Origin of the sequence: uncultured Jatrophihabitans sp. (assembly GCF_964251945.1) — a bacterium.
Classification (GTDB): domain Bacteria; phylum Actinomycetota; class Actinomycetes; order Mycobacteriales; family Jatrophihabitantaceae; genus Jatrophihabitans.
Genome location: NZ_CAXULP010000002.1, coordinates 101,718 through 114,118 on the forward strand (window position 1 = coordinate 101,718; position 12,401 = coordinate 114,118).

Annotated in this window: 13 protein-coding genes; 1 reads left to right on the top strand and 12 read right to left on the bottom strand. The window is 71.4% G+C overall.

Annotated elements, in window-relative coordinates; translation table 11 throughout:
• Positions 1 to 13 precede the first annotated feature (13 nt).
• Positions 14 to 685 carry a nitroreductase family protein gene (locus ACFFBG_RS05450; protein WP_375476448.1) on the top strand — a complete coding sequence of 224 codons (672 nt, stop codon included), beginning with the start codon at positions 14 to 16 and terminating at the stop codon, positions 683 to 685.
• A gap of 14 nt (positions 686 to 699) precedes the next feature.
• Here ACFFBG_RS05450 and ACFFBG_RS05455 read toward each other — a convergent pair whose 3' ends face one another.
• The 12 genes from ACFFBG_RS05455 to ACFFBG_RS05510 all read right to left on the bottom strand — a co-directional run bounded on the left by ACFFBG_RS05455 (position 700) and on the right by ACFFBG_RS05510 (position 12,366).
• Complete coding sequence (locus tag ACFFBG_RS05455) at positions 700 to 1,203, bottom strand: ubiquinol-cytochrome c reductase iron-sulfur subunit (protein ID WP_375476449.1); 504 nt, start codon at positions 1,201 to 1,203, stop codon at positions 700 to 702.
• Positions 1,200 to 2,603 (bottom strand): PLP-dependent cysteine synthase family protein, encoded by a 1,404-nt coding sequence (locus tag ACFFBG_RS05460; RefSeq protein ID WP_375476451.1) that lies wholly within the window; start codon positions 2,601 to 2,603, stop codon positions 1,200 to 1,202. Before ACFFBG_RS05460 ends, ACFFBG_RS05455 begins: the two co-directional genes overlap by 4 nt.
• Before the next feature lie 44 nt (positions 2,604 to 2,647).
• Complete coding sequence (locus ACFFBG_RS05465; protein ID WP_375476453.1) at positions 2,648 to 4,357, bottom strand: copper resistance CopC/CopD family protein; 1,710 nt, start codon at positions 4,355 to 4,357, stop codon at positions 2,648 to 2,650.
• Positions 4,354 to 5,064 carry a YcnI family protein gene (locus tag ACFFBG_RS05470; RefSeq protein WP_375476455.1) on the bottom strand — a complete coding sequence of 237 codons (711 nt, stop codon included), beginning with the start codon at positions 5,062 to 5,064 and terminating at the stop codon, positions 4,354 to 4,356. The genes ACFFBG_RS05465 and ACFFBG_RS05470 overlap by 4 nt, the downstream gene beginning before the upstream one ends.
• Positions 5,065 to 5,096: 32 nt before the next feature.
• Positions 5,097 to 5,891, bottom strand: a complete 795-nt coding sequence (locus ACFFBG_RS05475; protein WP_375476457.1) for an ABC transporter ATP-binding protein — start codon at positions 5,889 to 5,891, stop codon at positions 5,097 to 5,099.
• On the bottom strand, positions 5,885 to 6,994 hold the full coding sequence (locus ACFFBG_RS05480) for an ABC transporter permease (RefSeq protein ID WP_375476459.1): 1,110 nt from the start codon (positions 6,992 to 6,994) through the stop codon (positions 5,885 to 5,887). Before ACFFBG_RS05480 ends, ACFFBG_RS05475 begins: the two co-directional genes overlap by 7 nt.
• A gap of 7 nt (positions 6,995 to 7,001) precedes the next feature.
• The gene (locus ACFFBG_RS05485; RefSeq protein WP_375476461.1) at positions 7,002 to 8,156 is read right to left on the bottom strand and encodes an ABC transporter substrate-binding protein; all 1,155 of its coding nucleotides are present in this window, start codon (positions 8,154 to 8,156) and stop codon (positions 7,002 to 7,004) included.
• A 164-nt stretch (positions 8,157 to 8,320) separates the two neighbouring features.
• A complete protein-coding gene (locus ACFFBG_RS05490; protein ID WP_375476463.1) occupies positions 8,321 to 9,049 on the bottom strand; it encodes a GNAT family N-acetyltransferase in 729 nt (242 codons plus the stop codon).
• Positions 9,050 to 9,052: 3 nt separating this feature from the next.
• A complete protein-coding gene (cysE, locus tag ACFFBG_RS05495; RefSeq protein ID WP_375476465.1) occupies positions 9,053 to 9,697 on the bottom strand; it encodes a serine O-acetyltransferase in 645 nt (214 codons plus the stop codon).
• Complete coding sequence (locus ACFFBG_RS05500) at positions 9,697 to 10,662, bottom strand: PLP-dependent cysteine synthase family protein (RefSeq protein ID WP_375476467.1); 966 nt, start codon at positions 10,660 to 10,662, stop codon at positions 9,697 to 9,699. Before ACFFBG_RS05500 ends, cysE begins: the two co-directional genes overlap by 1 nt.
• Before the next feature lie 137 nt (positions 10,663 to 10,799).
• Positions 10,800 to 10,922, bottom strand: coding sequence for a putative leader peptide (locus tag ACFFBG_RS05505; protein WP_375476469.1), 123 nt, complete (start codon positions 10,920 to 10,922; stop codon positions 10,800 to 10,802).
• A 229-nt stretch (positions 10,923 to 11,151) separates the two neighbouring features.
• Positions 11,152 to 12,366 (bottom strand): LLM class flavin-dependent oxidoreductase, encoded by a 1,215-nt coding sequence (locus ACFFBG_RS05510; protein ID WP_375476471.1) that lies wholly within the window; start codon positions 12,364 to 12,366, stop codon positions 11,152 to 11,154.
• Between the last annotated feature and the right edge of the window lie 35 nt (positions 12,367 to 12,401).

Consider the following 12,401-nt stretch of genomic DNA (forward strand, 5'->3'; position numbering starts at 1 on the left):
ATTGTCTGGCGCTATGCCGTTGCCGTCGACCGGACCGTCGGACCCCGACCGGTTGTCCGTCCTCGAGGCCCTGCATTCGACCCCGGCCCGGCGGTACCTGTCGGCGCGGCCGATTGCGGACGACGTGCTGTGGTCGATCCTCGACGCCGCCGTGCGCGGCCCGTCCGGCGGCAACCGCCAGGCGTGGGGCTGGGTCGTCGTCACCGACCCGACGGTCAAGGGCCGCATCGCGGCCTGGTACCGAGAGGGCTGGCAGCGCGCCTATGGCGTGCGGCGGGCGGAGCTGCAGAACGCGCCGGCCCGGGACGTCGGGCTCGGCGCAGCGGCGTATCGGGCCACCGAGCACCTGGCCGAGCATCTCCACGAGGCGCCCGTCTGGGTGATTCCGGTGCTGCGCGACGCCGCCGGCTCCACGGACCCTCGTCTCGGCGCCTCGATCTACGGCGCGGTGCAGCAATTGCAGCTGGCCGCCCGCGCGTACGGCATCGGCAGCACCCTGACCTCGTTCCACGTCAGCCACGAGGAGGCGGTGCGTGAGCTGCTCGGGCTGCCCGAGAGCGCGTTGACGATGGCGCTGATCCCGCTCGGCTACCCGGCCCGCGGGCGGTGGGCCCAGCCCAAGCGACAGCCGCTCGAGCAGGTCGTTCACTGGGACCGGTGGGACGCGCACCGCCCCCGCGACTGATCGCCGCGACCGGCTCACTCGCCCACCGAGCCGCCACCGGAGCTGCTGGTGTCGGCGCTGTCCTCGTGCGCGTGCAGCGTCAGGACCTCGCCGTGCACCGTGAACGGCCAGGCTCGCAGCGGCCGGGTCGCCGGGCCGGCGAGCACCCGGCCGGTGGCCGCGTCGAAGCGTGACCCGTGGCACGGGCAGTCCAATTCGACGCCCTTGCCGGGCGCCACCGTGCAGCCCTGGTGGGTGCAGATGGCGGTGTGCGCGGCGTACGTGGTGCTGGTCGGCCGAGCCACCGCGACCGGATAGATCACGTCCACGTGCACGACGATCGAGCCGCCCACCGGGATCGAACTGATCGGCACCGCCAGCGGCCCCTTGGCTGCCGCCGATCGCGTGCCGCCGTCGGCTGCCGCCGATTGCGTGCCGCTTGCGGGCTTCGTGCCCCCTGCGCCGCCGCCCCCGCCGCAGGCGGTGAGCAGGCCGCACGCGCAGGCCCCGACGAGCGCGCTGCGCCGGGTGACGCTCATCGCGCGACCTCCGCGGCCCCGGCGGCCGCCGGTTCGAGATTGACCGCGGCCCAGGTCAGCGTCGCGACCACCCGGCCGCCGTCGAGCACGAGGGCGACTTCGCCGTCGGCCGGGTCCCAACCGGTCACGGCGGGGTCGGCGAGCCCGATCCCGGTGCCGAGCCGCGGCCCCGCCGGCTGCACCGATCCGGCCACCGTCGCGGCGACGCGCAGCCGAGCCGGCGTCGTCCAGCCGACGACGTCGGAGGGGTGCGGCGCCAGGACACGGTGCTCGCGCCGATGCACCACAAGGACCACGACGTCGTCGCCGACGTCCTCGGCGGCCAGCCGCCGCACCGCGGCGGCGAGCGGCTCGTCCCGTTCGACCAACCGCGCCGCGGCCGCACGCTCGCCGACGGTGGGCGCGTCGAAATCCGTCGCCGACCCGGTGAACCCGGTGCTCACCAGCCATCTGTCGTTGAAGTAGGTCGACAGATACGTCCGGCCGGAGTCGGGCAGCAGCACGACCACCGTGTCGTCCTCGGTGAGGTCCGTCGCTGTCTCCAGGGCGGCCACGATCGCCACCCCGGACGACCCGCCGGCGAGGATCCCGTCGGTGCGGGCGAGCCGGCGAACCGCGTCGATCGCGCGCTGGTCGTCGACGGCGACGTAGTCGTCGATGACCTCGAGGTCGAGCGCCTTCGGCCATTCGTCCACGGTGGCCTCGGGATGCACGAAGTGACCGGCGCCCTCGATGTACTTCTGGCTGCCGTCGCCGCCGACGTAGGACGAGGTGATCGGGTCGGCGCCGATGACCCGCACGCGGCCGTCGCTGACCTCCTTGAGATAGCGCCCGGCGCCCGAGATCGTGCCGCCGGTGCCGACCGTGGCGACGAAGTGGGTGACCCGGCCGTCGGTGTCCTGCCAGATCTCGGGGCCGGTGCTCGTGTAGTGCGCCTCCGCGTTGCCCGGGTTGTCGTACTGCGAGGCCAGCCAGGCGCCTGGCGTCTCGGTCACGAAACGCTCGGCCTGCGAGCGCAAGCTGTCCGGGTGGTACTTGGGCACGAAGGTGTCGACCAGCCGTAGCTCGGTTCCGTACGCGGCGATTTGCGAGCGCTTCTCCTGCGCGATCATCGAGCTGGTGAAGATCACCGACCGGTACCCCAGATGCGCGGCGATCAGCGCGAACCCGATACCGGTGTTGCCGCTGGTCACCTCGACGACGGTGCCGCCGGGGCGCAGCGAACCGTCGGCCTCGGCCCGACGCAGCATCGACAGCGCGGCGCGGTCCTTCACGCTGCCACCGGGGTTCTGCCACTCCGGCTTGACGTAGACCCGCGGCCGCAGCCCCTCGGCGGCTCGGGTGAGGCGCACCAGCGGAGTGCCGCCGACCCAGTCGAGCACGGATTCGTACCTCGCCATGTGATCTCCTCGTCCGACCGGCGCTCGACGACCGCGCGCACCGCTCACAGAACCTGGTAGTCGAAGTCGTCGGCGTACTGCTCGGTCGGGCCGGTGACGACCGTGAGCGTGCCAGTCCAGGTGCCCGCGCCGGGCACGTTGACCGACGGGCTCACGAAGGTCACCGAGTCGGCCCGGCCCGCGTCGATCGCGCCGGGCAGGCGGTAGGGGAAGCTGACCGGCAGCGCCTGCACCGAACCACCCCGCTGCCCGATGTCGAGCTGGATCGACTGGGGCAGCGGCGCCGAATCGGCCGTGGCCGCCGCGGTGATCCGGAAGCTCTCCGGCCCGCGCCGCGCCGGCGCCACCCGGATCGTGACCTCGTACGGGCCGATCGCGGCGTGCATGACGCGCGCCGGCGCGTAGGCCGTTTCGGCCGGGACCACCGAGGACAACACGCCAGAGACGATCACGATCACCGCGCCGACGCCGGCCTCGGCCCGCACCCGGGTGCGCAGGCGGGCGGTCTGCCCGGGCTCGGCGCCGGCCGCGTCGCCGCGCGTGTCGGCCAACGCGAGCTGGCGCCGGATCCAGCGGTTGCCGAACAGGCCCAGCAGCAGCGCGCCTGCCACGAGCGCCACCTTGACGATCAGGATGAAGCCGTAGGTCGTGTCGACGAGGGCGCCGGGGTAGCGCACCTGGACCAGCGCCTGGAGCACTCCGCTGAGCACGAGCAGGGCGACGCTGACAGCGGCGTACCGCGACCACGACGGCAGGCGGCGCAGCCGGTGCTCGGGCACCCGTCGACGCAGGAACAGCCAGCCGAGCACGGCCAGGCCGCCGAGCCAGGCCACCACCGCCGACACGTGGACCAGCGTCGAGACGAAACGCCACCAGGCGCCGGTGCCGCCGTGGCCGTTGTGGACGACGCTGCCGAGCACCGCGAGGGCGAGCAGCGCGTCGAGGGTTCCCCAGGCTGCCAGCCGCCAGCCCCCGCGGGCGACGACGCGCAGCGGCGCCAGCGCCGCGAGCGCGACCACGAGCAGGCCGAGACGCACGAAGACCGCCGCGGAGTAGTCGGAGCCCGCGAAGGCGCGCAGGCCGCTCCAGGTGGCCCCGCCGGGCACGGCGGAGGCGTCCCAGAGGTACTGCGCCACGATCTGGGCGAGCGAGGCGAGGATCGCGAGCACGGCCCCGGCTCGGGCGACGCGCCACAGGGTGCGGCGCTCGCCGGCGTCGGCGCCCAGCACGAGCGCGGCCGGCACGAGGCCCAGCGCGATGATCAGGCCCAGGTAGAGCAGTCCCTTGACGAACCCCACGACGAGTTCCAGCCCGCTGCTCGGCTGCTTCGGGGCCGGCCCGGAGATCGCGATGGCCGGCACGCCGTAGCCGAACTGGAGCGACCCGCCCACCGGATGGGTGTCCGCGGAGATCACCGACCAGCTCGCGATGTAGGAGCCCTTCGGCAGGCCGACCCGGACGCCGATGACGAGCGTGCGCCGGCCGTCGACCAAGCGCACCGAGCCGTTGTCGACGCTCTTGCCGGCCGAGTCGATCACGCTGCCGGAGTGCGTCGCCGAGGGCAGCGTGACCGCCTCGTCGAAGGTCACCCGGATCTGGGTCGGCGCCGTCTTCACCTCGGCGCCGTTGGAGGGCGTGGTGGCGACGACGTACGCGTGCGCCGACGCGGGCGCTGCAGCGACGACCGACCAGGTCAACGCGACTAGGAAGACGCCGAGCGCGACGAGCCCCCGTCGCCCCGACGGCCCGCTCACACTCCCGCGTGCGTCAGGTCCGCACCGCTTCGGGGCGCCGGGGCCGGCCGGCGCCGGGATCGGCTGAAGGCCGCGCCGCCGACGGCGCCCGCGAGCAGCGCCAGCACGATGCCGGCCACGCCCAGCCCGATGGCCGTGCCGTCATCCGACTCGCCGGACGAGGTCGCCGCGGCGGCGGCCGGCGTGACGACGACGCTCGGCGCCGGGTGCTCGGGCTCGGCCGTGCCCTGCGCCTGCTGGACCCAGTTGACGTTCGTCCCGTCGGAGTAGTGCTGCTCGGCCGGCAGGTACAGCGTGCCGGTGGTCGGCAGGGGCCCGACCGACAGCGCGAACGTGCCGAACTGCTCCGGCTTGATTCCGCCGCTCGTCGCCGTCCAAACCACCTTGGTGACGGCCGAGGAAATGGTGTTGCCGTCGTCGTCCTTCAACGGCTTGGCCAGTTTGCTGGTGTATGTCTGCACCGCCCAACCGGGCGTCGCCTCGGTTTGCACCGAGGTGAACGGGTCACGGATCGGCAGATTGACGGTGAGCCCGATGGTGCTCGCCGTGTCGGACTCGGAGGGCACCTTGAAGGTCAGGGTGGCTTCGGCGCCCGGGGCCGTCGTGTTCGACGACACGGTCACGTGGGCGCTGGCCGGCCCGGCCAGCGCGAACGCGAGCGCGGCGGCCGAGAGCGCGACGACGATGGTCTTGATGATCTTTGGCATGAGGATGTTCCGATTTGTTGGGGATGAGATGGTCAGTGGACGTCTTCGAGCTCGTCGGGCGGCGTGGTGGCCTCCTCGTCGAGCAGGGCCAGGATCCGCGCACGCAGCTGGACGAACTCCGGCGACGACTGGTCGCGCGGGCGGGCGAGGCCGATCTCGACCACCTCGCGGATCCGCGCCGGACGCGGTGACAGCACAACCAGCCGATCTGCCAGGACGAGCGCCTCGGTGACATCGTGGGTGATGAGCACGGCGGTGAAGCCGCGCTCCTGCCACAGGCGCAACAGCTCCCCCTGCAGCACCCGACGGGTGAGGGAGTCGAGCTTGCCCAGCGGCTCGTCGAGCAGCAGCACCGGCGGGTCGTTCACCAGCGCCCGGGCGAGGGCGGCGCGCTGGGCCATGCCGCCGGACAGCTGGGCGGGCCACGCGTCGGCGAAGTCGGTCAGCCCGACCAGCTCCAGCGCCTCGTCGATGCGCTGCTTCGACCGGTTCGCCACGCCCCGCGCCTGCGGGCCGATCGCCACGTTGCCGCGCACGGTCCGCCACGGCAGCAGGGTCGGGTCCTGGAACACGAGCGAGCGGCTCGGGTCCGGCGACTTGACCACCTTGCCGTCGACCGACACCGACCCGAACAGCGGCTGGTCGAGCCCGGCGAGCAGCCGGATCAACGTCGACTTGCCCGAGCCGCTCGGCCCGACGAGCGCCACGAGCTCGCCCGGGGCGACCGAGAGCGACACGTTGTCGAGCACCGGCAGGTCGTCGCCGCCGCTGCGAAACGCCTGGGTCACGTTGCGGATCTCGATGGCCGCTCCGGCCGTCCTCACCATCGGGTCAGCTCCTTCTCCCAGCGCAACACCCAGGTGCGCAGCCGGAACAGCAGCGTCAGCAGCACTCCACACACGCCTACCAGCACGACGATGCCGGCGTACATCGCCGGGAAGTCGCCCCAACCCTTCTGCCAGTTCAGGTACCAGCCGAGGCCGGAGTTGACGCCGAAGTTCTCAGCCACCGTCAGGCTCACGAACGACGACCCGAGCGCCATGAACGCGCCGGTGAAGATGCTCGGCAGCGCGGCCGGCAGGCTGACCCGGAGCACGAGAAACCAGCTCTTCGCCCCGAGCGTCTGGGCGACGTCGAAGTACGAGCGCGGCACGCTCACGATGCCGGCGCGGGTCAGCACGGTGATCGGGAACCAGACGCTGACCGCGATGAGGAACACCGCGCCGGCGTACGTGCTCGGGAACAGCACGAAGATGATCGGCACCCAGGCCAGCGTCGGCACCGGGCCGAGGAACATCAGGATCGGGTGCACCCAGTAGTTCGCCGCCTGCCACCAACCGATGGCCAGCCCGGTCACCAATCCGGCCAGCAGGCCGACGGCGAAGCCGGCCGCGAGCAGCTGGAGTGAGTTGCCCAGGCTCTCGGCCAGGATCCCCTTGTAGGTCCAGAGCCGGCTGAAGATCTCCTGCGGCGCGGTGAAGTACGGCGTCTCGAGCACGTCGGTCTTGGCCGTCGAGATCTCCCAGAACAGCGCCCACACGCCCGCGCCCAGCAGCCACGCTGCGCCGTGCGACACGCGCCGGGCCGCCCGGGCGCCGACGCGCCCGGGCACGGCGGTCAGGCCCCAGAGCACCACCCAGATCGCGGCCACGACCACGCCGACGACCGCGGTGAAGGTGGTGGTGCTGCGAACGGCGGTGAGGTCGCGCAGCGGCAATCGGCTGCTGTCGCTCACCGTTTTGGTGATGACGGCGAAGGCGATCCAGCTCAGGATGCCGGCGCCGACGAGGATCGGGTCGACCCGCACTGGGTGGGTGACCTTGTTCAGGGCGGCGTGGATGCGTGCCGGCCCCTGAACGGTCGTCTCGCCGAACCGGGTCGTCCCGGCCTCGGTGGAGGCCGGGACGACGGGGGTGGTGGTGATCGTCATGCTGTTCCTAGAAGTTGAGACCGAGATTGACGAAGACCTCTGAGGCCAGCGCCTTGGGGTCGGTCTTCTTTGGCAGGAAGCCGGTGTTGATGAACTTCGCGATCCCTGGCTCCAGCACCTTTTGCAGGTTCTTGGGCGAGGGGTCGAAGGTGAGGGTCTTGAGCACCGGGAGGATGTTCTCCGGGGTGTCCGGGATGAACTTCTTCACCGACTCGAGCCGAGCGGTCGCCTCGAGATTCGCCCCCGCCCACCGCGAGCCCTCGGCCCACGCGGTCACCAACTTGGCCGCGGTCACCGGGTCCTGGCTCACGAAGGTGTCGTTCAGGGCCACCGCGCAGCACGGGTAGGACGCGTTGCGGCTGATGTTGCGGTTGTTGTCGATCTCCTTCGCCCAGCCGTCCTTGACGCCCTGGATGATCGGCAGGAAGCCGCCGGCCGTGGCGATGGCGTCGACCTTCTTGTCCTTGAGCGCCTTGGGCAGCAGGTCCTGCTCGATCACCACCCACTCGACCTGCTTGGCCGCCGGGCTGGAGTTGATGCCCGCGTCGAGCAGGTCGAGGGAGAAGAAGTTGGTCGCCGAGCCCTGCAGGTCGCTGACGCCGATCCGCTTGCCCTTGAGGGAGGCGACGGTGGGCACCGAGCCGTCGTTGCGCACGTAGAGGTCGAGGCAGCCGTGGTGCAGGCCGCCGGACAACTTCACCGGGGTGCCGTTGTAGATCGGGCCGAGGAAGTTGAAGAAGATGCCGTTGGTGGCGACGTACTTGCCCGAGCCGACCGCAGCGGTGACGTCCTCGTCGTTGCCAGTCTTTTTCAGCACGACATTGAGGCCCGCCTTCTTGAAGAAGCCCTTTTCGTAGGCCACGATCAGCGGCGCCTCGCACACGCCCGTGGGAGTGGTGATCGCGAGCTCGCGATCGGCCCACGACTTGGTGACCGTGAGGCCGGCGGCCTTGGTGCTGTCCTTGTCGTCGCTGCTGAGGAACGCCCAGCTGCCCAGCCCGGCCGCCGCGGCGACGCCAGCGCCGACGGCGCCGAGGGTCAGCAGGCGGCGGCGGGAGACGCCGGTGGTCGCGTCGAGGTCGACGTTGGCGTCGACCGGCGCGGGCTGGTTCGCCGGTGTCGCGCCGCTGTCGTGCGGCTCCGGCGGGATGTTGTTGCTCATGGCTCGTGCGTCCTGTCTGTGTCTTCTGTGGTGGCTGCCTCATGGGCAGATGCGGCCTGCTGCGCGCCGAATCGTAAAGAGCGCGGCGCTATTTATCTAGTATTTCTATCATCTCGATAGATATTGTGAGATTTAGCCTTTACCGTTCGCCGTCACCTCGCCGCTCAGGCCCCGGGCGCGAGCAACTGGGCGAACACCGTCTCGCGGCGGAGCCGAAAGCCGAGCTCGTCGTAGAGCCGGATGGCGTTGGTGTTCGTGGCCGCTGCGTGCAGGAACGCTTCCTCGCCGCGGTTGCGGATGTTGTGCACGACCGCCCGCACCAGCCGACTCGCCAGTCCCCGACCGCGGTACCCGACATCGGTGCACACCGCGCTGACCTCAGTCCAGCCCGGTGGGTGGACCCGCTCGCCGGCCATCGCGATCAGCCGGCCCCGATGACGGATGCCGAGATAGGTCCCCATCTGGATGGTGCGCGGGCGCCACGGCCCGGGCCGGGTGCGCTCGATCAGCTCGACGATCTGCGGCACGTCCGCGGGGCCCAGCACCGACGCTTCGTCGTCCGGCGCATCGTCGACCCCCTCTGCCGCCATCTGCACCGCGTGCCCGACCTTGACGACGATCCAGTCCGCGGGCGGCTCGACCGGCGCGCCGGTGAGCACCACCTCGGCGCCCGGGCCGGCGAGGCGGGCAAGATCGCGCCACGCCTGCTCGTCCCGTTCGTCGGACAGGGCGCTGTAGCGCGCGAACTCGGAACGGTAGCGGCGTGCCCTGCCGTGCACCTCGGCCAGCCGCTCGTGCGCCCCGCGCAGGGCGTGCCAGGCGGCGTTGTCGAGCACCGAGACGTCCGGACGGCCGGCGGGCGGCCCGGGCTCGATCGCAAGTGGTTGGTTCATGAGCTATGGCAATCTCGTCGGCCAGCGCAGGCCGTTCGGCTCGTCCCGAACGTGTATGGCGCCGGGGACGGGCAGGTGCGGCACGCCGATCCGCTGCGTCCGGTACGGCCCGCGCGGGTCGGCTGGGACCCCGGTGACGGTGGCCCCGGCCGCGATGTCTTTGGTGACCACCGAGTTCGCGCCGATGCGGGCGTCGTTCCCGATCGTCACCGGGCCGAGCACCTTCGCGCCGGCGCCGATCACCACCCGGTCGCCCACGGTCGGGTGCCGCTTGCCGGGACGCAGCGAGGTGCCGCCCAGCGTGACGCCGTGGTAGAGCAGCACGTCGTCGCCGACCACCGCCGTCTCGCCGATGACCACCCCCATCCCGTGGTCGATGAAGCACCGGCGGCCGATGACAGCCGCTGGATGGATCTCGATGCCGGTGCGGCGACGGGCGGCCTGCGACAACAGTCGCGCGGTCGTGCGCCGGCCCCGCTTCCAGAGCCAGCTCGCCCACCGGTGCTGCCACAGCGCATGGACGCCGGGATAGGACAGTGCGACCACCGCCACCGAGGTGGCGGCCGGGTCGCGCTGCAGCGCCGTCCGGACGTCCTCGCGGGCGAGTTCGAGCCAACCGGGGCGATCGAGCGGTTGCTCACCGCCCATCAGCCGACCGGTTCTTCGAAGATTCCCGCCGACAGGTAGCGCTCAGCCGAGTCGCAGATGATCGCCACGATCGTCTTGCCCTCGTTCTCCGGGCGGCGGGCCAGCTGCGTGGCGACGAAGATGTTCGCCCCGGCTGAAGTTCCCGCAAGCAGACCCTCCTCGCGCGCCAACGCCCGCGACGTCGCAAACGCGTCGGGCGTCTCCAGGGCGATGAACTCGTCGGCGATGGACTGGTCGAAGTTGTCGGGAATCTGCTGCGGCTCGGCTTCGGTGATCTTGTGCACCCCGTCGATCTCTTTGGGATAGGGGTTCTCCTCGGTCGGGACCGATCCGAGCCCGGGCTCCGCCACCACGACGCGCAGCTCAGGTTTGCGCTCTTTCAGGTAGCGACCCGCGCCGGACAAAGTGCCGCCGGTGCCGACGCCGCCCACCAGGATGTCCACGGCGCCGCTGGTCGCATTCCAGATCTCGGGGCCGGTCGTGTCGTAGTGGTAGCGCGGGTTCGCCGGATTGCCGAGCTGGTCGGTGAAGTAGGCCTCGGGGTGCTCCTTCTGAGCGCGTTCGCGCAGCAGCACCAGCGCGTCCGGGTCGAGGAAGAAGGTGTTCGGGACCTCGACGATCGTGGACCCGAAGGCGCGCAGCAGCGCGACCTTGTCCGGGCTGATGTTGTCGCCGGCGTAGAAGATCGACTCGTAGCCACGGGCCGCGGCGATCGCGGCGAGGGCGATACCGGTGTTGCCGCTGGTGAGGTCGACGATGGTGCCGCCGGGCGCGAGGGCGCCGCGCTCCTCGGCGTCTCGAATCATGGCCCAGGCGATGCGGTCCTTGACCGAGCCGACCGGGTTCTGAAGTTCCAACTTCGCGAGCAAGCGCGCGCCGAGGCGTCGGTTCGCCCCGTAACGGCGAAGCTCGAGAAGCGGGGTGTCGCCGATGAGCTCGGTCAGATCGGACACGAGGACTGACACAGGACTACTCCTTCAAGACGAGCGCGATGGGACTGGAAAAGGTGGACTGCAAGCGCCCGCCGCCCGAGCAGCGCTGGGCTACTCCCCGCGCTGCCTCAGCGTGGTCGGCGAATGCGGCGAGACCGCCGGAATCGTGACTAGGCGCGCGGGCGACAGAGCGCGCCGCTGACGCGCTGCAGGTCGATGTGCCGCCGGCACACGAGCGCGACCGTCGACGGGCGTCCCGAGGCGGCGATGACGCGGCTGATGTTCAACTGCACTTTCGCCCCCTTCAACCGACGGTCATCCGTCCGGGTTCGTCGTCGAGACCCTGACCAGCCGGGAGTCTAGGCGCCAAATCGGCATGGTGTCTATGCCTATAGTCGTACTAGGCAAAGATCACGCCAACCTGACGCGTCGGGTCAGGCCGAATGAAGTCGGTTGATCACGAGTGGTCCGCGCCAGCAGCTGGCTGCCCGGTCAGGCGGCCCGCCCGGTCCAGGCGGCTCGTCAGGCGGCGGCGTAGCGGTTGGCCGGCCGCGGCAGGCCGAGGACACCGCGCAGCGTGCCAGCGTCGCCGCCGGTGGGATATGCGGTGCGGAACAGCCCGCGGCGCTGCAGCTCGGGAACCAACGCACGGGTGATCTGGGCGAGGTCGTGCGGCAGGGCGCCCGGCCGGAGCCGGAAGCCGGTCAGCCCGGCCGCGTGCCAATCGGCCAGCAGATCGGCCAGCTGGGCCGGCGAACCGGTGAAGATCTCCGCGTCGCTGACGTAGGGCTCGCCGGCCGCCTCGTCCAGGCGCTCGCGTCGGCCGCGAGCTGCCTGCTCGTTCTCATCGAGAAAGACCACGAGGTCCCCGAACACATGCACGGTGTCTGCCGCACGGCCGGCGGCCTGCTGCTCGGCGCGGATCTGCGCCAGGATGTCAGCGGCCTGGGCGGCGTCGTGCGGCGTGATGAAGCCGACGTCCGCAGAGCGGCCGATGAGCCGGTATGGCACCGCGGCGTGGCCCAGGGCGCCCACGACCGGCTGGCCCTGCGGCGGTCGCGGCGTGATCGACGGGCCTTTGACGGAGAACCAGCGCCCGTCGAAGTCGATGTAGTGCAGCTTGTTTCGGTCGACGAACCGTCCGGTCGCGATGTCGCGGATCTCGGCGTCGTCCTCCCAGCTGTCCCACAGTCGACGAAGCACCTCGACGTAGTCCGCCGCCTCGTCGAAGTGGTCGACGATCCACTGCTGCGCCGCCGGGTCGTCGAGCCGCTCGAGGCTCAGTCGCGGCTGCTCGCGGCGGCCGAAATGGGCGGCGGCGTCCGTGCGGGCCGCGACCTGCACCCGGACGCCGGCGCGTCCGCCGCTGACGTAGTCGAGGGTGGCGATGGCCTTCGACAGGTGGAACGGCTCGGTGTGCGTGACGACCGCGGTCGGCAGGAACCCGATGTGCCGGGTGGTGGGCGCGACCCGCGCGGCGACGAGCACGGCGTCCAGCCGGCCGCGGACCCGGTCGGTGCGCTCATCGGGCTCGAATAGATCGTCGGACTGCAGGTTCAGGCCGTCCTCGATCGTGACGAAGTCCAGCAGGCCGCGCTCGGCCTCGTGGACGAGGTCAGTCCAATACGCGGCGGTGAACAGCTCGCTCGGACGTGCGTCGGGCTCGCGCCACGCGGCGGGGTGCCAGCCCGCCCCTTCCAATGCGACGGAGAGGTGCAGGGGGGTCGAGTCGGTCACGTAGAGCTCCGTGGTCGGGATGGTCCGACAGCTCG